The organism is Janthinobacterium sp. OK676, assembly GCF_900103595.1.
GTDB lineage: Bacteria > Pseudomonadota > Gammaproteobacteria > Burkholderiales > Burkholderiaceae_D > Janthinobacterium.
Map to the genome: position 1 here is coordinate 645272 of NZ_FNHA01000001.1, position 23676 is coordinate 668947.

General features: G+C 65.6%; 17 protein-coding genes. 10 read left to right on the top strand and 7 right to left on the bottom strand.

The window, feature by feature from the left end:
- The first annotated feature begins 277 nt into the window (after positions 1–277).
- The 4 genes from BLU39_RS02980 to BLU39_RS02995 all read left to right on the top strand — a co-directional run bounded on the left by BLU39_RS02980 (position 278) and on the right by BLU39_RS02995 (position 4692).
- A complete protein-coding gene (locus tag BLU39_RS02980) occupies positions 278–1783 on the top strand; it encodes a peptide MFS transporter (RefSeq protein WP_046683006.1) in 1506 nt (501 codons plus the stop codon).
- A 129-nt stretch (positions 1784–1912) separates the two neighbouring features.
- Positions 1913–2590 carry a UPF0149 family protein gene (locus tag BLU39_RS02985; RefSeq protein WP_254788867.1) on the top strand — a complete coding sequence of 226 codons (678 nt, stop codon included), beginning with the start codon at positions 1913–1915 and terminating at the stop codon, positions 2588–2590.
- Positions 2591–2602: 12 nt separating this feature from the next.
- Positions 2603–4297, top strand: a complete 1695-nt coding sequence (locus BLU39_RS02990) for a hypothetical protein (RefSeq protein WP_092709450.1) — start codon at positions 2603–2605, stop codon at positions 4295–4297.
- Positions 4298–4308: 11 nt separating this feature from the next.
- Positions 4309–4692, top strand: coding sequence for a hypothetical protein (locus tag BLU39_RS02995; RefSeq protein WP_092709453.1), 384 nt, complete (start codon positions 4309–4311; stop codon positions 4690–4692).
- A gap of 9 nt (positions 4693–4701) precedes the next feature.
- On the opposite strand, the gene BLU39_RS03000 is transcribed toward BLU39_RS02995, so the two are convergent.
- Positions 4702–4929 (bottom strand): hypothetical protein, encoded by a 228-nt coding sequence (locus BLU39_RS03000; RefSeq protein ID WP_092709456.1) that lies wholly within the window; start codon positions 4927–4929, stop codon positions 4702–4704.
- A 204-nt stretch (positions 4930–5133) separates the two neighbouring features.
- On the opposite strand from BLU39_RS03000, the gene BLU39_RS03005 reads away from it, so the two are divergent.
- Both BLU39_RS03005 and BLU39_RS03010 read left to right on the top strand, forming a co-directional pair.
- Positions 5134–6258 (top strand): prenyltransferase/squalene oxidase repeat-containing protein, encoded by a 1125-nt coding sequence (locus BLU39_RS03005; RefSeq protein ID WP_092709459.1) that lies wholly within the window; start codon positions 5134–5136, stop codon positions 6256–6258.
- The gene (locus BLU39_RS03010; RefSeq protein ID WP_092709462.1) at positions 6251–7180 is read left to right on the top strand and encodes an AAC(3) family N-acetyltransferase; all 930 of its coding nucleotides are present in this window, start codon (positions 6251–6253) and stop codon (positions 7178–7180) included. Before BLU39_RS03005 ends, BLU39_RS03010 begins: the two co-directional genes overlap by 8 nt.
- 56 nt (positions 7181–7236) lie before the next feature.
- Here the strand turns inward: BLU39_RS03010 and BLU39_RS03015 are convergent, their stop codons facing one another.
- A complete protein-coding gene (locus BLU39_RS03015) occupies positions 7237–9504 on the bottom strand; it encodes an OPT family oligopeptide transporter (RefSeq protein WP_232731105.1) in 2268 nt (755 codons plus the stop codon).
- 199 nt (positions 9505–9703) lie between these two features.
- On the opposite strand from BLU39_RS03015, the gene BLU39_RS03020 reads away from it, so the two are divergent.
- Entirely contained in the window at positions 9704–12031 is a 2328-nt protein-coding gene (locus BLU39_RS03020; protein WP_254788868.1) for a penicillin-binding protein 1A, read from the top strand.
- Between the two features lie 75 nt (positions 12032–12106).
- Here the strand turns inward: BLU39_RS03020 and BLU39_RS03025 are convergent, their stop codons facing one another.
- Positions 12107–12766 carry a TetR/AcrR family transcriptional regulator gene (locus BLU39_RS03025; protein WP_232731107.1) on the bottom strand — a complete coding sequence of 220 codons (660 nt, stop codon included), beginning with the start codon at positions 12764–12766 and terminating at the stop codon, positions 12107–12109.
- Positions 12767–13130: 364 nt separating this feature from the next.
- Here BLU39_RS03025 and BLU39_RS03030 point away from each other — a divergent pair, with 364 nt between their 5' ends.
- Together BLU39_RS03030 and BLU39_RS03035 are read left to right on the top strand one after the other, a co-directional pair.
- Positions 13131–14045: a lipase family alpha/beta hydrolase gene (locus tag BLU39_RS03030; protein ID WP_092709475.1), complete on the top strand. Its 915-nt coding sequence runs from the start codon at positions 13131–13133 to the stop codon at positions 14043–14045.
- 10 nt (positions 14046–14055) lie between these two features.
- Positions 14056–14967, top strand: coding sequence for a lipase secretion chaperone (locus BLU39_RS03035; protein WP_092709479.1), 912 nt, complete (start codon positions 14056–14058; stop codon positions 14965–14967).
- Between the two features lie 3 nt (positions 14968–14970).
- On the opposite strand, the gene BLU39_RS03040 is transcribed toward BLU39_RS03035, so the two are convergent.
- From BLU39_RS03040 to BLU39_RS03055, 4 genes are all read right to left on the bottom strand, one after another.
- On the bottom strand, positions 14971–17748 hold the full coding sequence (locus BLU39_RS03040) for an ATP-binding protein (RefSeq protein ID WP_092709482.1): 2778 nt from the start codon (positions 17746–17748) through the stop codon (positions 14971–14973).
- A gap of 51 nt (positions 17749–17799) precedes the next feature.
- Entirely contained in the window at positions 17800–18675 is an 876-nt protein-coding gene (locus tag BLU39_RS03045; RefSeq protein WP_092709485.1) for a putative bifunctional diguanylate cyclase/phosphodiesterase, read from the bottom strand.
- Entirely contained in the window at positions 18675–20270 is a 1596-nt protein-coding gene (locus BLU39_RS29140; protein ID WP_302848387.1) for a methyl-accepting chemotaxis protein, read from the bottom strand. The genes BLU39_RS03045 and BLU39_RS29140 overlap by 1 nt, the downstream gene beginning before the upstream one ends.
- Before the next feature lie 356 nt (positions 20271–20626).
- Positions 20627–22390, bottom strand: coding sequence for a methyl-accepting chemotaxis protein (locus BLU39_RS03055; protein WP_092709493.1), 1764 nt, complete (start codon positions 22388–22390; stop codon positions 20627–20629).
- A gap of 340 nt (positions 22391–22730) precedes the next feature.
- Between BLU39_RS03055 and BLU39_RS03060 the strand changes: the two genes are divergently transcribed.
- Entirely contained in the window at positions 22731–23666 is a 936-nt protein-coding gene (locus tag BLU39_RS03060) for a 5'-nucleotidase (RefSeq protein ID WP_092709496.1), read from the top strand.
- Positions 23667–23676: the final 10 nt, after the last annotated feature.

Below are 23676 nucleotides of genomic sequence, written 5' to 3' on the forward strand. Positions count from 1 at the left end.
AGGTCTTGCAGCCTTAATATACGACAAGTCAGGCAAGTTGTGCTGTGCCGCCGCAAAATCGCCGGGCCCATCCTTGCATGCAAACCGGTTTGACCAATATGAAACAGTCATTCTTGCTAATGCGAATCGAAACCTTCGCTCAGCGCAATTTGTAGATTAGAATGCCAGCCTATTGGAATTCCCGTGCGTGAGGTTCTTCATGAGAGTCCCCGCCGCCCGCAGGCTTCCATAAGTTTGTTTTATCGATCGACTATAATAATTTTTCAGGAGGAACCGCATGAGCGGTGCGACTACGCCCAACAAGGAAGCCGTTATTCCCGAGTTCAAGCAGATTATGGGCCATCCAAGCCCATTGTGGATGTTGTTCATGACTGAATTCTGGGAACGCTTCGCGTTCTACGGAGTTCGCTGGGCGCTGGTACTGTACATCGTTGCCCAGTTCCACGCTGGTGACGCTTCGGGACAGGCAGCGGCCAACCTTACCTACGGTTCCTTCCTCGCGCTGGTGTACGCCGGCGCCCTGTTCGGCGGCTACATCGCCGACCGCGTCATCGGTTACCAGCGCTCCATCCTGCTGGGCGCCGTCTTCATGGCCGCCGGCCTATTCTGCATCTCGGTACCGAACCAGGACATCTTCAACCTGGGCCTGGCCACCATGATCGTCGGTAACGGCATGTTCAAGCCGAACATCTCGACCATGGTCGGCAAGCTGTACACGACCGCCGATCCGCGCCGCGACAGCGGCTTCACGATCTTCTACATGGGCATCAACATGGGCGCCATGGTCGCGCCCGTCTTCACCCAGTGGCTGGCCGAGTCGATCTTCGGCACCAGCGCCATGCCTTCGTACAAGATGGTCTTCATGGCCTCCGGTTTCGGCATGCTGATCAGCCTGGTATGGTTCTTCATCGGCCGCCGCGCCCTGAAGGGCATCGGTGCGCCGGAAGCCGGTTCCGGCAACCCGATGCGCGTCGTCTGGGTGGCCGTCGGCTCCCTGTGCGTGATCCCGCTGATGTACTTCCTCTTGACGGTCGGCGCTGAAAAGCTGCAAATCGTCCTAACCGTGCTGTTCGTCGGCCTGGCCGTGATGCTGATGTTCGAAGGCATCCGCAACGGCAAGGTGGCGCGCGACCGCGTCATCGCCATGCTGCTGATCTTCGTCTTCAACATCCTGTTCTGGATGTTCTTCGAACAGGCAGGCAGCTCGTTCACCTTCCTGGCCGACAAGATCGTCAACCGCGACCTGGGCTTCTGGATCTTCCCGACCGCCTACTTCCAGACCGTCAATTCGGTCGCCATCATCGTCTTCGCGCCGATCATCGCCGCCGTCTGGGTCTTCCTGGCGCGCCACAACGTCAATCCTTCGATCCCGCGCAAATTCGGCCTGGGCTTGCTGGGCAATGCCTTGGCCTTCGGTTTGCTGATCTTCGCTCTGTCGAGCCTGGTTGGCGCCGACAACAAGATCCCGTTCTGGACCCTGACCACCGTCTACGTGCTGCAATCGATCGGCGAGCTGTGCCTGTCACCTATCGGCCTGTCGATGGTCACCAAGCTGGCCCCGGTACGCCTGGTCGGCATGGGCATGGGTGGCTGGTTCCTGTCGACCGGTATCGGCAACAACCTGTCGGGCATCTTCGCCAGCTACGTCAGCGGCGAGAGCGGCATGTCGGTGCAGTCGGCCCTGTCCGGCTACACCTTCGGCTTCTGGTCCCTGCTGGGCGCCGGCGTGATCCTGTTCCTGATCGCACCGCTGATCAACAAACTGATGCACGGCGTGAAGTAAGTTTCTGCCTTAGCTGACAACGGCGGCCTGCGGGCCGCCGTTTTTCATTCCAGCGCCGGTTTCCTCCTTGCCGGGCGGTACAATACGGCCAGGGCCACCGGCCATCCACCCACGTCACCAAAGAATATTATGTCCAGCATCTCCACCACCATGCCCCTCTCCGACGACGAATACGCCGAACTCGACACCCTGCTGGCCGCGCCTGCGCTGGAAAGCCGCGCCATGGACGTGTCGATGCTGGAAGGTTTCCTCACGGCCGTCGCCCTGAGCCCGAAGCAGATCGCGGCCGAACAATGGCTGCCCTGGGTATGGGACAAGGCGGCCGGCAGCGCCTTGCCGGCCCAGGACGAGGCCAGCGTACGCGCGGCCAGCCTGGCGCAGCGCCACCATGCCTACATGGTCGAATGGCTGGCGAAAGACCCGGACAGCTTCGAGCCCATCTACGTCTGCGGCCCCGAATGGAGCGTGCCCGCCTGGTGCGCCGGTTTCATCCTGGGCACGAGCCTGGACAAGCCCCAGTGGGCGGCCCTGGCCGTCAGCCATCCTGATTACCTGGCGCCGTTCCAGCACCTGGCCAGCGCCAGCGAACTCGATGACGATGCGGCCGAAGCGGCCATGGATGGCGTGATTCCCGCCGTCATCGCCATCAATGCGGCCTGGGCGCGCCAGCGCCACCTGAAACAAAGCCAGCCCGGCGCCACCGTGCTGCGCGAACTGCCGAAAACGGGCCGCAACGACCCGTGCCACTGCGGCAGCGGCAAGAAGTACAAGAAATGCTGTGCCGACGCCGATAGCGCGGCCGCCTAAGCCGGCATCTCCTTGCGCCAGCTGCTGACGTCCCTGCTGCGCTTCCTGTTGCGCCACGCGCTGCAGTTCGCCCTGTTCATCGTCATCCTGCTGGCCGGACGCATGCTGCTGGCCGAATGGCGCGCCTACAGCGCCGGCAGCGAGGCCGTGGCCGCGCTCAAAACAGCATCCAGCATGGCGGACGGCCATGGCGCCGGCCTGGCCGCTGCCGCCACGGCGCGGGTCAACGCCTTGCAAAAGGCCTCGCAAGCGGCCATCGCCACCCGCTTGAAGGAAGTGCAGGCGCAATTGACGACCTTGCGCGCGCGGCAGCAGCCGTCACTGTTTAGCCTCCCCCTCCCCGACACGACCACCCTGGCCCTGCACGCGCAGGAAGAAGCCACGCGCCGCGTGGAAATCGAAGTGCTGGCGCAGGAAGCCCGCTATCTGACCGCCCTGCAAGCGGCGATCCAAGGCGAAGATGCGCGCCAGACCCTGGCGCGCCTGCACGCGGAACATGTGCGCGCGTATGCCGCGTTGCAACACAACCTGCGCCAGCGCCGGCAACTGGAAGCGCAGCACCCGCTGGCGGCCCGCCTGCCCGGCAGCGATGCCTACGCGCAGCTGTCGCAGCTCGAAGCGCAGGGTCAGCGTCTGCGCGACATCAACCTGCAAGCGTATCAGGCCTGGGTAGCGCAGCACGCCCGCACCGGCGACGCTTCCCGTCCGGCGCCATTTGCCATTGACAGCACGGCCTTGGCCGGCGCCCTGGCGCCCGTGCAACAGGCCATCGCGGCCGGCGAAAGCCAGCTGGCGCGCAACTGGATCGCCCGCTGGCGCGCGCCCGTGCTGGACGTCGCGCCCACGGCCGCCCTGCTGGTGCTGTCGGCTATTTTGCTCCCCGCCGCCATCAAGGCCTTCTTCTACTTCGTGCTGGCGCCCGTCGCCGCCCGTTTGCCGCCGTTGTCGATCGCGCGCGAACTGCAGCTGGCAGGCAGCACACTGCCCCTGCCGCCGCATGGCGAATCGCGCATTTCCGCCGTCTCGCAGGCGCTTCAATTGCAGCCTGGCCAGCGGATGCTGATCCATCCCGAATACCTGCAATCGTCGCCCGTCAGCAGCTGCAAACGCACGCAATGGCTGCTGGACTGGCGCTTCCCGTTCACCAGCCTGGCCGCCGACATGGTGGCGCTGACCCGGCTGGAAAGCGGCGAGCCTGCATCCGTGACGATATCGGCCAGCGACGACCCGCTGCTGGAAGTGGCCGTCGTCCACCTGCCGGCCGGCGGCGCCCTCGTGTTCCAGCCGCGTGGCCTCGTGGGATTGGTCTGCGAGGCAGGCCAGCCGCTGGCGATATCGAGTCACTGGCGCCTGGGCAGCCTGCATGCCTGGCTCACCCTGCAGCTGCGCTTCATCGTCTTTCGCGGCCCCGTCACCCTGATCGTGCGCGGCTGCCGCGGCGTGCGCCTCGAGCGGGCCGGCCTGGGACGCTCCATCAGCCAGTCCGCCACCCTGGGTTTCAGTACCGACGTGCTGTATTCGACGATGCGCAGCGAAACCTTCATCCCCTACCTGCGCGGCCAGCAGGCGCTGCTCAACGACCGCTTCGACGGCGGCAACGGCGTCTACCTGTACGAAGAAACCCCGCGCCACGGCAAGCAGCCGGGCAAGGTGGGCAGCTGGTTCGAGGGATTCACTGACGCGATCTTGAAAGTGTTCGGCATCTAGCCGAAAAAAACATGATAAACGACGTCCTGTTTGCCGATTTTCTCGATGACCATGCCGTGTATGCGGCGGCCGAGGCCTGCTGGCAGGCACGCCTGGCTTTCCTCGACGGCCAGTGCACGCCGTATCTGCGCACCGCGTTTGCCAATGGCCAGCCGTTTTATGACGGTAATCCCATCATCCACCTGGCGGACCGCAACGCCGGCAAGGCGGCGCGCATCGTGCAGCAATGCCCGCATGAATTCGGCCACGGCTACGCGAGCTTCGAGCAAGCCATCGAACTGGCCGTCGGCGATGGCCACCGCCCGGCGCGGGAAAAAATCATCGTGCTGACCTTGACGCAGGCAACGGCGCAGAGGGCCGAGGATGAATTGCGCGTCTGGTTTGCACCAGCCTAGAACTGCCGGCTACGCCGCAACCGAATGCGACACGCTCAGCCACTCGCCCGGCTGCAGATTGGCCGCCGCCTCGCGGGTGGCCAGCACGCTGTCGGGGTCCAGGTCCGAGCGTTTCAGCTTGTAGGAATAGGCAAAATCATCGGCATCGAATGCCTGCCCCGCCTTGACGTAATACTTGAAGCCGACAAAGGAGTCGGGATTGGTGACGACTGTGTATGCAAGCGTGACGCTGTTCATGGCGGGCCTCGTCGACAACGGTGAAGTGGCCATTATGCGTCAATTCCGGCGATAGCTGATCCTTGCGGCAAGTCAATAGCCGTGACGGCCGCCGGCGCTACAGTAGGCTGGGCCAACAACATCGCCAACACTGCCATGCGCACACTGCTCGGTACCATCAGGAACACTTTCACTCTGCCAGCCAGGCTATCGCCGGCGGCACGCATGGAACGGCTGTCCGACCGCCTCGGCCTGCCCGCCGTTGACCCCGGGCCGGCCGCCATCGTCCAGGCCTGCACGGCCTGGCTGTGCGCGGCGCAGGACCATTCCAGTTCAAACGACGGCGGCGTCGCGCGCGACTACAGCCTGCAAACGGGCTGGTCGAGCTCCTACCCGGAGACCACCGGCTACATCATTCCCACCGTGATCACCGTGGCGAGGCGCACGGGCGCGCATGGTAAAGATGAAGCGCTGCACGGGCGGGCGCGGCGCATGCTCGATTGGTGCGTGGCCATCCAGTTCCCGGAAGGCGGTTTCCAGGGCGGGAAAATCGATTCCACGCCACGCGTGCCCGTCACCTTCAACACGGGGCAGATTCTGCTGGGCCTGGCCGCCGGCGTGGCAGCCTATGGCGCGCCCTACGAAGACGCCATGCACCGCGCGGCAAGCTGGCTGCGCGACAGCCAGGATGCCGACGGCTGCTGGCGCCGCCATCCGACGCCGTTCGCCAGCGCCGGCGACAAGGCCTATGAAACGCACGTGGCCTGGGGCCTGTTCGAAGCGGATCGCGTCGCGCCGGGCCACGGCTATGGCGATGCCGGCCTGCGCCAGGTCGACTGGGCGCTCACCAAGCAGCGCCCCAACGGCTGGTTCGCTTCGAACTGCCTGGACAACCCGCTGCTGCCGCTGACCCATACCATCGGCTACGCCTTGCGCGGCCTGCTCGAAGCGCACCGCTTTTCGGCGCGCACCGACCTGCTGGACGCCGCCGCGCGCACCGGAACGAGCGTCGCGAAAGCCGTGGCGGCCGATGGCTACCTGGCCGGCCGCCTCGGTCCGGACTTCCAGCCGGGGGCCAGTTACGCCTGCCTCACGGGTTCCGCGCAAAACGCGCATTGCTTGTTCCTGCTGTACCAGCTCACGGGCGAGCGGCGCTACCTCGATGCGGGGCGCCGTCTGAATAGCTTCGTGCGGCGCGCAGTCAGCATCGACGGTCCCGCGCACGCGCGCGGCGGCGTCAAGGGCTCGTTTCCCGTCGATGGCGACTACGGCACCTGGGCTTACCTGAACTGGGCGGCCAAGTTCTGCATCGACGCCAACCTGCTGGAACTGGAAATTGGCGATGCTTGACCAGGCCAAACGCGCCGCCCGGGCTGCGCTGGAAGCGTGGCGCCGCGCCGCCAGCGCCAGTCACGTGCGCCAGAGCCGGCCCCATGTGACGCGCGCCGCCTTGACCGCGGGTCTGGCGCGGCTGGGCATCGCGCCAGGCGATACGCTATTCGTCCATTCATCGCTGAAAAGCCTCGGCTACGTGGAAGGCGGCGCGCCGGCCGTGATCGGCGCGCTGCAGGACGCCGTCGGGCCGCAGGGCACCCTGCTGCTGCCCACCTATTATCTGCCCGGCGGCACGGTGCGAGCCACCTGCGCCATGCCCGACTATGTGTTCGACCCGCGCCGCCATGGCACGCACATGGGGCGCCTGCCCGAAGCCTTCCTGGCCAGCGCCGGCGTCCGGCGCAGCATCCACCCCACCCACTCCGTATCCGCGTGGGGCCGCCACGCCATCCATCTCACCGAGGCGCACCAACGCGCGCCCTCGATCTTCGGCATGGATTCGCCCTGGCAGCGCTTCATCGGCTGCGAGCACGCAAAGGTGCTGGGGCTCGGCATTTCCATGGGACCGGTGACGTTCTATCACGCGTTGGAAGACGCCATGGGCGGCGCCTTTCCCGTGCCCGTGTGGGAAGACGATACCAAGCTGCTGGCCTGCCTGGACCACGCCGGCCGGCGCTGGGAGGTGCCCGTGCGCCCTTTCGACCAGGCAGTCGCCCAGCGCCGCATCGACCATCCCGGCCGCGGCGACTTGCGCGACTACTTTCACCGGGAATTCGACACTGCCGGCCTGCGCGTCAACGGCCAAGTGGGCGACGCGGCGTCGTGGTGCATACCGGCGCAGGCGTTTTATGCGCACCTGGGGCGGCTCGCGTCCGACAACGTGACGATCTACGCGAGCGCGGCGCAGCTGGCGGCGCGGCCCATCGGGCGCGCATGAAAAAGCCGCCCGGTTCGTCATGACACCGGGCGGCTCTCATTGGATCAGCGAGGACATCAAGCCTGCGGGCGATCCGTCTTCTTCTCTCTTGCCACGATATACAGCAGCACGATGATAACGGCATACGGCAGCAGCGACAGCGCGTCCGAGTGCAGGCCTGCGTAGAACGGGTTGCCGTGCTCGGCCCAGTCGGCCATCATCTGGTCGAAGTGCGTGAGCACGCCGGCCGTGATCGCGATGATGATGCCGGCCAGCGCGCCGCCGGCGATGTAGCCGGACGCCAGCAGCACGCCCGAGCTGCGGTCGCCCGCCAGCTGGCGCTCTTCCTCGTTCAGCTTCGCATTGTGTTCCAGCTTGTTGTTGCGACGATCCGCCAGCCAGCGCACCAGGCCGCCGACGAAGATCGGCAAGGTCGATGACAGCGGCAGGTACACGCCCACGGAAAACGCCAAGGATGGAATGCCGGCCATTTCCAGCACCACGGCGATCATCACGCCGAACAGCACCAGGGTCCACGGCAGTTGCTGGTCGAGGATGCCCTTGATGATGTAGGACATCAGCACGGCCTTGGGCGCATCGTATTTCTTCACTTCCGAACCGTCCGGACGCTTGCTGTAATGGCCATTGATGCCCGGGTCGACCAGGTAAGCCAGCTGGCCGTCTTCCTTGACGAAATACTTGCCGGCCGGGCCGCCCACGGTATCGGTCTTTTGCCAGACTTTATACGTGTTGTGGTCGGTATCGGCTTGCGGGCCATGCAGCTCGCCCGTCACCGTCAGCTTCGACGCATCGACCGTCAGGCCAGGCGCCACTTGCGCGGCCGGCACGTAGACGGTGCTCGCTTCGTTCAGTTTCAGCAGAATCGGACCGAGGATCAGGGCCGACGACAAGGCGCCGGCCAAAATCGCGTACTGCTGCAGGCGCGGCGTGGCGCCCACCAGATAGCCGGTCTTCAAATCCTGCGACGTGGTGCCCGCGTTGCTGGCGGCGATGCAGACGATGGCGCCCACCGACAGGGCCGTCACATAGTAACGCCCGCCCGTCCAGCCCATGATCAGGAAGATCAGGCAGGTAAACAGCAAGGTGGCCACGGCCATGCCGGAGATCGGATTCGACGACGAGCCGATTTCGCCCGTCAGGCGCGACGACACGGTGGCGAACAGGAAGCCGAAGACGAGAATCAGCAGCGCGCCGAGGAAGTTCATGTGCAGCGGCGTGGCGAAGGTGATCACGGCGATGATGGACAGGCAGCCGATGACGACCCATTTCAGGGGGATATCCTGGTCGGTGCGCAGGGTGGAATTGCTCTTGACGCCCTTGCCGATGCCTTTCAGGCCGGCCGACAAGCTGCGCCAGATCATGGGCATGGCGCGCACCAGCGAAATCAGGCCGCCGGCGGCCACGGCGCCCGCGCCGATGTACAGCACGTAGGCGCTGCGCACGTCGTCCGCGCCCATTTCGCTGATCAACTTGGTGCCCGGCGAGAGCACGGTGGTCAGGCTGTCGCCGAAGAACTTGATCATCGGGATCAGCAGCAGGTAGGACAGCACGCCGCCGGCCGCCATGGTGGCGGCGATGCGCGGGCCGATGATGTAGCCCACGCCCAGCAATTCAGGCGAAATCTCGGCGCCGATGGAGCCGCCCTTGAGCGGTGCGGCAAATTCCACGCCCGGCGTATCCTTCCAGCCCTTGAACGAGATATTGAATACCTTGTACAGCAAGCCGACGGCAAAACCGCCGAAGATGATCTTGGCGCGGCGCTTGGCGTCCAGCGCGGCAGCCGAATCCTTCTCGATGCTTTCGCCGGCGGCGATGCGCGATTCTTCCGTGGCGGCCGCCTTCAGCACTTCGGCGCACGCCGTGCCTTCGGGGAATTTGAGTTCCTTGTGCTGGTCGACGATCATCGTGCGGCGCATCGGGATCATCATCAGGATGCCCAGCAGGCCGCCAAGTATGCCGACCAGCATGACGCGCGAGATTTCCAGGTCGAAGCCGAGGATCAGGATGGCGGGCATGGTCACGCCCAGGCCGAAGGCCAGCGATTCGCCGGCCGAACCGGCCGTTTGCGTGATGCTGTTTTCCAGAATCGACGAATCCTTGCCGCCCACCTTCTTGGCCAGGCCGAACAGGGTGATGGCGATCACGGCGACGGGAATCGAGGCGCTGACGGTCAGGCCCACTTTCAGCACCAGGTACAGCGAGGAGGCGCCAAAGACCATCCCCAGGATGACGCCCATGAATAGCGCGCGGAAGGTCATCTCGGGCAGTTTCGCATCGGCCGGAATATACGGCTTCACGGCGCTCGGCATTGCATCTTTTGCCATAAATCAATCCTTAATCTTTTAAAATAAACAGCCCGGATCGATGCCCGGGCTATTTGCTTGAAGCCGAGACTATCGCACAGCCGCGTTTCGATGAAAAGGTTTTTTGAGGTCCATGACGCCGCCCCGCCCGCACAGGAAGCGCCGCCGCATTGGTCTATAATCGCTGCCACCGTGCCCTGCACGCTCACGCGAGACTGCCTTGACTGCCAAACGAACCGGATTTCCCTGGCCTTCCCGCCGCGCCACCGTGCGCGGCTTCATCATCGCCGGCTGCGCCGCGCTGGCCGCCGCTGTGCTGCTGGCCGCCTATCTGTTTATGTACGTGCGCCCCCGCCTGCCCGAGCTGGACGTCATCACCGACTACCAGCCGAAGATACCGCTGCGCGTGTACACGGCCGACAATGTGCTGATCGGCGAATTCGGCGAGGAGCACCGCGACTTCGTGCCGATTGCGCAAGTGCCGGAAATGATGAAGAAGGCCTTGCTGGCCATCGAGGACAGCCGCTTCTACGAGCACCACGGCATTGACTTCGTGCGCGCCGGCGGCGCCGTGCTGTCGAACCTGCGCCACGGCTTCGGCCACGGCGGCGGCTCCACCATCACCATGCAGGTGGCGCGCAATTTCTTCCTGACGCGCGAAAAAGTCGCTTCGCGCAAGCTCAATGAAATCATGCTGGCCCTGAAAATCGAGGCGGCCCTGTCGAAAGAGCAGATTCTCGAGCTGTACATGAACCAGATGTACCTGGGCCAGCGCTCGTTCGGCTTCGGCAGCGCGGCGCAGACCTACTTCGGCAAACCGCTCAATGAACTGTCGATCGCGGAAATGGCCATGCTGGCCGGCCTGCCGCAAAACCCCTCGCGCCACAACCCGATCAGCAATCCGAAAAAGGCGCACGCGCGCCAGCGGCTGGTCCTGAAACGCATGCGCGAACTCGATTACATCAGCGAAGGCCAGTACCGGCAAGCGCTGGACCAGCCGCTGCATATCAACAGCCGCGGCAAGCAGGGTTTCGACACCCACGCCGAATACGTGGCCGAACTGGCGCGCCAGGCCGTCTACGCGCAGTTCAAGGAAGACAGCTATACCAAGGGCATCAGCGTCTACACGACGATCCTGAAAGCGGACCAGGACGCGGCCTACGCCTCGACGCGCCGCAACGTCATCGCCTACGACCAGCGCCACGGCTACCGCGGCCCGGAAACCTTCATCGACATGCCAGCCGACCCGGAACAGCGCGACGACGCCATCGACGCGGCGCTGCAAAAACGCCCGGACAGCGACGGCCTGATCGCCGCCGTTGTCACGGAAGTGGCCAGCGGCAAGGTGGTGGCCGATACGGGCGACGGCGAGGCCAAGGCCATCACGGGCGAAGGCTTGCGCTTTGCCGCCCCGGCCTTGTCCGCCAAGGCGAGCGCCGGCATCAAGCTGCGCCCGGGCGCCGTGATCCGCATCACCAGGGATGGCAAGGACAACTGGGCCATCACGCAAGTGCCGCTGGTGGCCGCCGCCTTTGTGTCGCTCGACGCGGACACGGGCGCCTACCACGCCATGGTGGGCGGCTTCGACTACAACCTGCAAAAATTCAACCACGTGACGCAGGCCTGGCGCCAGCCCGGTTCGGCCATGAAACCATTCGTGTATTCGGCGGCGCTGGAAAAAGGCTTTTCGCCGGCCACCCTGATCAACGACGTGCCGTTGGAAATGCAGGCGGGCGGCAAGGTGTGGGCGCCGCAGAATGACGATTTCAAGTTCGACGGCCCCATCACCATGCGCTATGCGCTGGCGCAATCGAAGAACGTGGCCTCCGTGCGCATCCTGCGCGCGCTGGGCGTGTCGTACACGCACGACTTCCTCGAGAAATTCGGCTTCGACCCGGCCCGCCAGCCGAACAACCTGACCATGGCGCTGGGCACGGGTTCCGTCACGCCCGTGCAGATGGCGGGCGCCTACGCCCTGTTCGCCAATGGCGGCCACCAGGTGGAACCGTATCTGATCGACCGCATCGTCGACGCCAAGGGCGCCATCCTGATGCAGACCAAGCCGCCCGCGCCGAACGACGACAAGACCCTGGCGCTGGACCCGCGCAACGCCTTCGTGATGGACAGCATGCTGCGCGAAGTGGCGCGCACCGGCACGGGCGCGGCGGCGACGAAAAAACTGGGCCGGACTGACATCGCCGGCAAGACGGGCACCACCAGCGACGCCGTCGACGGCTGGTTCGCCGGCTACAGCGGCGGCATCGTGGCCGTGGCGTGGATGGGCTATGACGAACCGAAATCGCTGGGCGGACGCGAATTCGGCGCCACCCTGGCCATGCCGATCTGGATCGACTACATGCGCACGGCCCTGTCGACGCGCCCGCAAATCACGCGCGCCGTGCCGGCTGGCCTGAGCCAGGTCGACGGCGAGTGGCTGTACGACGAATTCATCGACATGAATGGTGTCAAGACGCTGGATATGGACGTGGAGACGCCGACGGATCCGGCGGCCGTGCCGGAGACGGTGCCGGTGGAAACCACGAACTGAGGAACCCGCAGGTCGGGTTAGCCGGAACGGCGTAACCCGACAAGCCGCAATCGGCTCTTGTCGGATTACGCTTCGCTAATCCGACCTACCGGTCATGCTCAGGTACCCGCGCACCGTGCTGACGACGCTGTCGGCGAAATCGTCGACATTGACCTTCGCGGCGCGGTACTTCCAGCGCTTCACGTACCAGTCCTGGAACAGGGCCAGGCAGTGCGCGGCCAGCAAGGTGGCGTCGCCCTGCGGCTTCGGTTCGATTTCGGCGATGGTGGCGGCGATCAGGGTCTGCACGTACAGTTCCGAATTCTTCGCCATGCTGCGCTGCTCCACCTGCAGCACGCGCGAATCCATGAAGACGAAATAAAACCACGGCTGCAGCACTTCGGACAGGTAGATCGACGAGCGTATCATCGCCTCCAGGCGGTCCAGCGGCGACTTCACGTCGGCGAACAGCAGCGGCAAGGCTTGCGTGGCGTGGCGCACCACGTCCTCGATCATTTCGGCCAGTTGATCCTTGCTGGTGATGTAACCATACAGGCCGCCCATCGACAGACCCGTCTCGCGGCACAGGTCGCGCAAGCTCATGGCGCGGAAGCCCACGTCATTGGCCAGGCGGAAGGTGGCGACGAAGATGCGTTCCAGATTTTCCAGCGCCGGCTTGCGGCGCTTGACGCCGATACGTTCCGCGTGGCGGTCAAGAATATATTCCCAGATGTTTTCGCCATTTAAAGGCGTCATCTGCTGAAACTGTTCAAAATTAAAATGGGTCGACAAGTGCATTCCCAAATAACGGTGTAAGAGCGATATCCATGCAATGCCTGGGCAAGGCACTGCAAGACGGCGGGACGGCTGATGCGGGGCCGATTATAGCTCAGGAAAACAACTATTTTACTTTTCAACTATGCAATGGGCGCATAAGCAACGCCAAATTCCCACAGTTATTGCGCTGCATCATGCAATTCAAATGCAATTTACATCCAGCGGTGCTACATTCAAAAAACCGAGCGCTCGCTATATTTAATGCATCGATAGAATGTGAAGGCGCGCACGGCACATCGCTACAGCATCGACATTTCCATACGATTCAAATAACGGAGACAAAATGAAGACTCGCTTTTGGCAACTGCTATCCACCCTGCTCCTCAGCATCGCCATCCTGCCCGGCAGCGCCAGCGCCGCCGGCTACACGCAAACGAAGTACCCGATCGTGCTCGTGCACGGCCTGTTCGGCTTCGACAAGCTCGGTCCCGTCGAGTATTTTTACGGCGTCCCCGACGCCTTGCGCAGCGGCGGCGCGCAAGTGTACGTGACCACCGTGTCGGCCGCCAACAGCACGGAAGTGCGCGGCGAGCAGCTGCTGTCGCAGGTGCGGCAAATCCTCGCCGCCACGGGGGCGGCCAAGGTCAATTTGATCGGCCATAGCCATGGCGGCCCCACGGCCCGCTACGTCGCTTCCGTACGCCCCGACCTGGTGGCGTCCGTCACCAGCGTGGCCGGCGTCAACAAGGGCTCCAAGGTGGCCGACATCCTCAGCGGCGCCATTCCCAATACCAGCAATGCGCTGGGCAATGCGCTGGCCTCGCTGATCGGCATTTTGTCGGGCAACAAGGGCTTGCCGCAAAACGCGGGCGCCTCGCTGGCATCGCTGTCCACGGCCGGCTCGCTCGCCTTCAACAGCCGCCACCCGCAAGGCGTGCCTACCTCGGCCTGCGGCGAAGGCGCCTATCAGGTGCAAGGCGTGTATTATTTCTCGTGGAGCGGCGCGCAACCGTACACGAATGTGCTCGACGTGGGCGACCCGCTGCTGGCGGCCATCAGCCTGGCCTTCGGCGGCGTCAAGAACGATGGCCTGGTGAGCAGCTGTTCCAGCCACCTGGGCAAGGTGATCCGCGACGACTACGCCATGAACCACCTCGATGAAGTCAACCAGTTCGTCGGCATCGTCAACCTGTTCGAAACGAACCCCGTCACCGTCTTCCGCCAGCAGGCCAACCGCCTGCAAGGCCTGGGACTGTAAGGAGTAGCGCATGCACGCAAAATGGATCATCGGCGGCAGCCTGGCGGCTTTGGCCCTGTACCTGGCGTTGCGCCCCGGCGAGCCGCCCGCCCTGCCGCCGGAAAGGGCGGAACCGGACCTGTTCGCGTTCGTGCGCTCGATGGAAGGCACGCGGCCAGACGGCAACGTCACGGTGGCCGCCGGCGACAAGCTGGTGGTCGACGCGGAACTGGGCCATCTGTTCGACTACTACCTGGCGGGCCTCGGCGAAAAGCCGCTGGCCGCCATCCGCAGCCAGATCGAGGCGGAGCTGGACCGGCGCCTGGCGCCCGTCCCCGCCCGCGAAGCGAAGCGTTTGCTGGGCGCCTACCTGGCCTACAAGCAGGCATTGCTCGGCGCGGAACAGGCCTTGCCGGCGCAAGCCGATGCGGCTCTGGCGGCGCGCGCGCGCCTGCATGCCATGCGCGCCTTGCGCGGCAATTACTTTACAGCCGAGGAAAGCGCGGGCCTGTTCGGCGCCAGCGACGCGTATGACGACGACGCCGTGGCGCGCATGACCATCCTCGGCGACACGTCGCTCGATGAAGCGCAGCGCCAGGCGCAACTGACGGCGCTCGATCAAAAAATGCCGCCCACCCTGCGCGCCGCGCGCGACGCGCCGCTGCAGGTGGCGCAGCTGGACGCCTCCGTCAAGGCCTTGCGGGCACAGGGCGGCGGCGACAATGAAGTCTACCGCCTGCGCGCCAGCACCTTCACGCCGGCGGCGGCCGCGCGTCTGGCGGAACTGGACCGCGAAGAATCGCAGTGGCAGCAGCGCATCATCGCGTATCGAGCGCAGAAGGCCAGCCTGCCCGGCGGCGCGCAGGATGCGGCGGCCCTGCGGCAACTGCGCGACGCCAGTTTCACGCCGGACGAACAGCGCCGGCTGGGCGCCTACGAATAGCGCTCAAGCCAGCTGCGCCAGCAAGGCAGCCGCCGCCATCACGTCCGCCGTGCCGCACCCCTGCCGATAACCGGCATGGACGGGGGCCAGCACGGCGTGCGCGGTCGCGCCGCGGCCTTGCGCCTGCAGCACGGCCGCCAGGCTGGTGGCGCAGCGCAGTTCCCAGCCCGGCGCCTGCTGCTCCCTGGCCAGCCGCAGCGCTTCTTCCAGCTGCACCCGCACCGCTTCCAGCCCGGCCGCATCGCCTTGCGCCAGCGCGCGCCAGCGCTGGTGCGCGTCACGGCGCAGCACTTCCGGCGCGCTCCACGGCGCCTGGCCCGTGCGAGCGCGCCGCAGCGCCTGGCTATCGGCGGCCGCGTCGTGCAGGGTGGCCATCAAGTCGACCTGTATCGGCCAGTTGCGCACCGCAGGCCAGGGGAATGGCGTCAGCGCCTCGCCTCCATCGAGCAGGCGCTGGTAAGCGGCGCCCCAGGCGCTCCAGTACAGCAAGCCATAGCGGGCCGCATGCTCGCACAACAGGCAAGTCCACGCATCGGCCAGCTCCCGCTGCCCGCACCACAGGGCAACGGGAATGGCATTGATGGCCAGCGCCACGCACAGCGTGACGCCATTGTGCTCGAGCCCCACGGCCACCGCCTCGCGCACCAGGGCCAGGGCGTCGTCGGGGCGGCCCTGCATCCACAGGCAGCGCGCCAGCGTGCCGCGCAGGCACACCTGCTGATCGGCCAGCAAGACATTATTGAAGCCAAGCTGGCCTGCGCCCTCGGGATGCGCGAGCACCATGCGCGCCAGCGCCGCCGATTGCGCATAGCGTCCCTGCAGATACTCGCCCACGGAGCGCATGCGCGCCAGCACCAGCCGCATCGGCGTGTCGCCGCGCGCGTCGCACAGGACGGCAAGCTCGGTGACGTAACTGTCGGCGCGCTGGAAATCGGCCAGCTTCAGGCTGCAAATCCACATGCCGCAAATCGCCTCGAAGCGCCGGCTGCCATCGTCCGTGCGCATGGCCAGCGCATAGCCGCGCTGGAACGAGCGCAGCATGGTACCGGTGATGCCCTGCGTATGCAGCAGCAGGTGCGCCTGCGAGGCATGCAGCCGCATCTCGCTGTCCGGGTCGTCCAGCGCATGCGCGGCCATGCGCGCGAGCGCGCGCCCGACGCGCACGCGGTACTCGTCCATCAGCGACAGCTGGTAAAACAGGGTTTGCGCGGCCAGGGTCAGCGCCACGCCCAACGCCACGTCGCCCTCCTCGCCGAAGGCCCAGTCGATGGCGGCGCGCAGGTCGTCGACGTGGCGGCCGTAGCGCGCGCTCCAGCGGGCCGGCGGCATGCTCTTCCAGTCGGCGGCGATGCGCCCGGCCAGGCCCAGGCAATGGCGCGCATGACGCAGCAGCACGGCGCCCGCGTCCCCGCCCGCCGACAGCTGCGCGCTGGCATAGGCGCGCGTGGTGTCGAGCAGCCGGTAATACACGTGCTGGTGGCAAAACTCGATGCTGACGAGGGACTTGGCCGCCAGGTCGGCCAGCGTATCGAACACGTCGCATCCGGCCACGGCGCTGGCCGACTCGAGGCGGAAGCGGCTCCTGAACACGCTCAGCGCCTGCAGCACCTGGCGCTCTTGCGCGTCGAGCAGGCCGTAGCTCCAGTCCAGGGTGGCGCGCAGGGTCTGGTGGCGCAAGGGCATGTTGCGCGCGCCGCGCGTGAGCAAACGAAAGCGGTCGTCGAGCTGGCGGCGCAATTCGTGCAAGCCGAAGTGGCCGATGCGCCCGGCCGCCAGTTCCAGCGCCAGCGGGATGCCATCGAGCCGCCGGCAAATGTCCACCACCACGGGCACGTCGGCGTCGGCCAGCACGAAAGCATCGTCGACGGCCGCGCAGCGTTCGCAAAACAGCTGCACCGCGGCGAAATGGCGGGCCGCCGCCGCATCGGGCACGGCATCGGCCGGCGGCAATTCCAGCGCGGGCAGGCGCTGCAACTGCTCGCTGGTGAGACGCAGCGGCTCGCGGCTGGTGGCCAGCACGTGCAGCAGCGGCGCGCCCTTGAGCAAGGCGTCGGCCAGCGTGGCGGCCGCGCCGATCACGTGCTCGCAGTTATCGAGCACGATCAGCATGTGGCGCGGGCGCAGGTAGGCCAGCAGGACCGGCATGGCGTCGCCGGCCGCCACGGCCACCCCGAGCGCCGTGGCCAGCGCCAGCGGCACCAGGCGGCCCTCCTCCAGCGGCGACAGATCGACGAAACACACGCCGTCGGCATAGCGGCGCAGCACGCGCGTGGCCAGGCCGACGGCCAGCGTGGTCTTGCCGATTCCGCCCGGGCCGGCAATGCACAGCAGGCGCAATTGCAGCAGCTGGTTGGCCATCGTCTGCAGCACCTCGGCGCGGCCCAGCATGCGCGTCAGCATGACGGGCAGGTTGTGCCGGGGTTCGGCGCCGGCCGCACCGGGTGCCGGCCTGCCCGTGTGCGCCAACGGCGCGAGGAAACCGTAGCCGCGCCCGGGAACGGTGGTGATGTAGCGCTGGCCGTCGCGGCCGTCGCCAAGCGCCTTGCGCAGCGCCGCCAGGTGCACGCGCAAGGTCGCGTCGTCGACGACGGCATTGGGCCAGACAATGGCCACCAGTTCATGCTTGTCGACGATGTCGCCGGCGCGCTCGAGCAGGGCCAGCAGCAAGTCCATGGCCCTGCTGCCCAGGCGTAGCGCGCGTTCGCCTTCGAACAGCACGCGCTCTAGCGGCAAAAGGCGAAACGGGCCGAAGACATAGGCCGGGGCGGGACTGTTTATCATTCTTGCGAGGGGGAGTAGGTGTTAACGCATGCGGCTTGCAGAGGACCTATTTTACTGAGCATGCGCGCCATGCCGTACCAGGCCGGCCGGCGCGCCCGCGGCCAGCAGCGCGGCCACCTCGGCCGCGGGTGCCGGACGGTGCAGATAAAACCCCTGTACCTGCGGGCAGCCGAGCCGCCGCAGCTGCGCCAACTGCCCGCCGTTTTCCACGCCCTCGGCCAGTGCCTGCAAGCCCAGGCCCCGCGCCAGCGCCAGGGTCGAGGCGACGATGACGGCGTCGCGGCCACCACTGCCACCGCTGCCCAGCTCATGGATGAAGGAGCGGTCGATCTTGATGGTGTCAATGGGCAGCATCCTGACATGACTGAGGCCCGAATGGCCGGTGCCATAGTCGTCGAGCGAAATGGACAGGCCCAGCGCGCGCAGCCGGCGCAATCCCTGCGTCGCCTGCGCCATGTCGTCGATGCAGCAGCTTTCCGTCACTTCCAGCTCCAGCAGGCCGGGCGGAATGGCGTGGCGCCGCAAGCAGCCCAGCACGAAGTCGGGCAGGTGCGGCTGGCACAGCTGGCGCGCCGACACGTTCACGGCGACCGGCACCACGGGCAAGCCCGCCGCGCGCCACTGCGCCAGTTGGCGGCAGGCCGCGTCGATGCCCCAGTTGCCCAGCGCGGCGATGGCGTTCGTCCGCTCGGCCAGGCCGATGAATTCGTTCGGGTAGACCAGGCCGTGGCGCGGATGGTTCCAGCGCAGCAGCGCTTCCAGGCCGACCAGGCGCAATTGCGCCGTATCGAACTTGCCCTGGTAGTGAAAGCAGAATTCGCCGTTGGCGATGGCCCTGTCCAGGCGCCCCTGCAACTCCCGGCTGCGCGCCGGCGCCCGGCACAGCCGCGCCAGCGCGCCGTGCCAGAACCTTGCCAGGCGCGCCACTAGGCCAGCAGGCGAGGCAAGGCCGGCGCAGTGCGGCCCGCCAGAACCGCCGGCCCCTGGCGCAGGCGAAACACGCTGACCACCTGCAGCAGCCTGGCCGCTTCGCCTTCCAGCGATTGCGAAGCGGCCGCCGCTTCCTCCACCAGGGCCGCATTCTGCTGCGTCACTTCGTCCATCTGCACGACCGCCTGGCTGACCTGGCCGATGCCCGTGCTTTGCTCGGCACTGGCGGCCGTGATGTCGGCCACCATCTGGCTCACGCGTCCCACGGCCGCCACCACGTCCCGCATCGTGGCGCCCGCCTGCGCCACCAACGCCGCGCCCGCGTCCACCTGCTGCGTCGAGTTGGCGATCAGGGCGCGGATATCGCGCGCCGCCGCCGCGCTGCGCTGCGCCAGGTTGCGAACTTCCGTTGCCACGACGGCAAAGCCGCGCCCCTGCTCGCCCGCGCGCGCCGCTTCCACGGCCGCGTTCAGGGCCAGGATATTCGTCTGGAAAGCCAGCATGTCGATCACGCCGATGATGTCGGCAATCTGCGCCGACGACGCGCTGATGGCGTCCATCGTATGGATCACCTGGCCCACGGCTTGCCCGCCGGCGCCGGCGATGTTCGCCGCCTCGACGGCCAGCACGCTGGCATGGCGGGCATTGTCCGCGTTCTGCTGCACGGTCGAGCTCAGTTCCTCCATGGCCGATGCCGTCTGTTCGAGCGAGCTGGCCTGCTCCTCGGTGCGCGAGGACAGGTCGATATTGCCGGCCGCGATCTGCGACGAGGCCGTCGCGATGGTGTCGGTGCCGCTGCGCACCTGCTGCACGATGTCGAGCAGGTTGCCGTTCATGATGCACAGCGCGTCGAGCAGCTTGCCCGTTTCATCGCCGCCGTGGCGGCCGAAGGTCGACGTCAGGTCGCCGGCGGCCACGGTCTGCGCCACGCTCAAGGCATGGCGCAGCGGATCGACGATGCTGCGCGTGACCAGCCAGGCCGTGACGAGCGAGAAGAGCACGGCCAGCGCGCTCAGCGCCAGCATCATGTTGCGCGCCGTGGCGTGTTCCGCGCGCACCTGGGCGCCCGCCTCCTCCATCAGCCCATGCTGGTGCGCGATCAGGCTTTCCAGCGCCGCCATGTAGCGCAGCTGCTCGTCGCGCACGGTACCGAGCAGCAGACTGGCCGCCTCGTCGCGCGCGCCCTCGTCCAGCAGGGCCAGCACCTTGTCGCGCCCGCCATTGAACGCGGCGCGCGCCTGCGTCACGGCCGCCATCAGCTGGCGGCCCTGCGGCGACAGCACCACCTGTTCCAGCTGCGCCAGCCCCTTTTCCGTTTCGCCACCCGCCCTGGCGATGGTGGCGCGTTCCTGCGCCAGCTGCTGCGGCTCCGTCATCAGCAGCAGGTTGCGCGAGGAGCGTGCGATGATGTTGACATTCTTGATGATGTCGTTGGCCAGCACGGTTTTCGGATATTTGTCATCGATCACGTCGCGCATGCGCAGCTCCAGGCTCGACAGGCGCAGCATGCCCAGCACGGCGGTCGCCAGCAGCAGCAAGGTCAACAATGCAAAGGCGCAGCGCAAGCGCGTGCCGATTTTCATATTTGCCATCTTCATTCGCATCCTTCAGTGTGGTGCATCGGTCATCGCGCCGGGCTCGCATGCAAGGCTGACGGCAATGGCTGCCGCCTGCCAGGTATGGCCGGACGCAGCAGGCGGAAGGGTCAGCCGGGATGTGGCCGAGGCGGGAACAAGGGCGGTACGGCAGGCAGTGTGAGTTATCTCACAGGCAATGTCGCGTTAAGTTTTGCAAAGATTTGCTTAGATGGCAAAACAGCTATTTTAATAACGCTGTTTTTTTAGTAAGTAGTAGCCGCAGTTCGAACCGCAGTGCGCGCCGGCGCATACATGTAAAAACGGCCGCGCAAGGCGGCCATCCGGTAGCGCATGCTGGCGCCTTCACGCCATCAGAACACTTCCCACTCGTCGTCGCGCGGCGCGTTCTGGCGCTGGGACGGCACGGCGCGCAAGGCCGGGCGGCCCGCCGCGGGACGTGATGCGGGACGCTGCGGCGCTACGCTGGCCGCCACGGCACGCGGCGCGGCCGGCTTTGCCTGCGCGTTTGCACGTGCGGCAGGCGCCTGCGCGCCATCGAGCTTGAAGACGCTGACCACCTGGGCCAGCTGGCCCGATTGCTCCTGCAGCGATTCGGCCGCGGCGGCCGCCTCTTCCACCAGGGCAGCATTCTGCTGCGTCACCTGGTCCATCTGGCCGATGGCCTGGTTGATCTGGTCGATGCCCGAGCTTTGCTCCTGCGTGGCCAGGCTGATTTCCGCCATGATGTCCGTCACGCGCTGCACGCTGGCGACGATTTCGGCCATCGTGCTGCCCGCCTCGGCCACCAGTTTGCTGCCCGTATCGACGGCCACGACGGAGTCGCCGATCAGCGTCTTGATTTCCTTCGCTGCGCCAGCGGACCTTTGGGCCAGATTGCGCACCTCGGTGGCCACCACGGCAAAGCCGCGTCCCTGCTCGCCCGCGCGCGCCGCTTCCACGGCGGCGTTGAGCGCCAGGATATTCGTCTGGAAGGCGATGCCGTCGATGACGGAAATGATGTCGACGATCTTGCGCGACGAATCGTTGATGGCGTCCATGGTTTCGACCACCTTGCCCACCACGGCGCCGCCCTTGACCGCCACGCCTGAGGCGCTCAGCGCCAGCTGGTTCGCCTGCTGGGCGTTGTCCGCGTTCTGGCGCACGGTCGACGTCAGTTCTTCCATCGACGACGCCGTCTCTTCCAGCGAGCTGGCCTGCTCTTCCGTGCGCGAGGACAGGTCCAGGTTGCCGCTGGCAATTTCCGACGAGGCCGTGGCGATGGTTTCCGTGCCGCTGCGCACCTGGCCCACGATGCTGACCAGGCTGGAATTCATGTCCTTGAGCGCCTGCAGCAGCTGGCCCGTTTCTTCCGTCGTGTGCACTTCGATCCGGCTCGTCAGGTCGCCCGAAGCCACCGTTTGCGCCACTTTCACGGCCGAATTGATCGGCTGGGTAATGGCGCGCGTGATGTAGGCGGCGCAGCCGATGCCCAGCGCGGAGGCCAGCAAGCCGAGGATGACCATCAGGCTTTCCGAGCGGACCACGGCCGCGCTGCCGTCCTTGACGCTGGCGTCGGCCACGCCGTTATTGAGCTTGATGATCTCGTTGAGCGTGCCTTCGGCCTTGCCGAACAACGCGCGCGAATCCTGGTACTGCTTGTAGAACGCCACGAACAACTCTTTCTGCCGCGGCTCGTCGCGGTTATCGGCCAGCTGGCGCAAGATGGCCCGCACCTTGTCGTCGTCGCCCTTCCAGGCCGCCCACTCGCCCTGGAAGCGCTGCCACAGCACGGCTTCCTCGGGGGTTTGCGGCAGCGGCTCGTACAGCTTGCGGCCCGCCTCGATATTGTTCCACGCCTTGGTGCGCAGCTGCAGCGCTTCCGCAAACTTGTCCTGTGCCTGGTAATTGTTTTCAGAGATGGCGGCCGTCAGGGTGGCGGCGGCGACGGCCGTCTGGCCTTCGCTCATCATCATCAGGCCCTGGATCGACGGCAGGCGCACCACGCCGATTTCATTGACGGCATTGCCCACGGTGGCGATGCCCGCGTAGCCGCTGATGCCCACCACCAGCAAGGCCGCCATCATCACGGCAACGAGCGTCGCCAGTTTCCATTTGATCAGTAAATTCTTAAACATGGCTAGATCCTTTATAAAGTCACGACGACTGCTGGCAAAGTTGAGGCTGGCATGTTCGAGTAAAACAGCTGACACTTGTATAAAGGTGGCGGGGATGGGGCGTACGCTTCGTTACAATTGGCGAGATTTGATAAGTGGAAGCATAGAGGAAAAATATGGTTCTGGCTGATACATACTTGATACAAAACAAGATTTATTTCTTTCCTGTGGCGCGTGTTGCACAGCGGTCAAAAAAATTGACAGGGCGCCCCGCTTTGGTGCAAAAAATCCCCGTGCCTCCCTATTGGCTGCGCAGTTGATAGTCGTATAAGATGAGCAACAAGCAAACAACAGGCAGATCATGGCTTATCCTATCGAACACAAACTGGTGATCGGGGTCGCTTCCAGCGCCCTGTTCGACCTGGCCGAATCGCACCAGGTCTATCTGGACAACGGCCCCGAGGAATACCGCAAATACCAGGAAACGCATATCGACACGGTGCTGCCGCGCGGCGTGGCCTTCCCCTTCATCCGCCGTTTCCTGAACATCAACAAGCACTATCCGCGCCAGTCGCCCGTGGAAGTGGTGCTGTTTTCGCGCAATTCGCCTGAAACGGGCTTGCGCGTGATGCACTCGATCGCCCACTACGGCCTGGACATTTCGCGCGCCGCCTTCATGACGGGCAAGTCGCCCTACCCCTACCTGCCCGCCTTCAACGCCTCGCTGTTCCTCAGCGCAAATGAAGGCGACGTGCGCAGCGCGCTGGCCTGCGACTATCCGGCCGGCCTGGTGCTGCCGTCGCGCACGGAAGACGATGAAAACGACGAGGAACTGCGCGTGGCCTTCGATTTCGACGGCGTGATCGCCGACGACGAAGCGGAAACCGTCTTCAAGCGCAACAACGACGTCGATGAATTCCACGCCCATGAAACCCTGAACGTGGGCACGCCGCACCGCCCCGGCCCGCTGGCCGGCCTGTTCCAGAAGCTGGCCACCATGCAGCGCCTGGAAGAAAGGGCCCAGCGGCGCGACCCCGGCTATAAAAAGATCCTGCGCATCGCCATCATCACGGCGCGCAACGCGCCCTCGCACGAGAGAGTCGTGACGACCCTGAAAAGCTGGGGCGTGGCGGCCGACGAGACGTTTTTCCTCGGCGGCATGGACAAGTCGCGCGTACTGGCCGTGTTCAAGCCACATATCTTCTTCGACGACCAGCTGAGCCACCTGAAATCGGCGGGCGGCACCATACCGATGGTGCATGTCCCCTTCGGCATCGCCAATGCCCGCGCGGGATAAAACCTGCTGC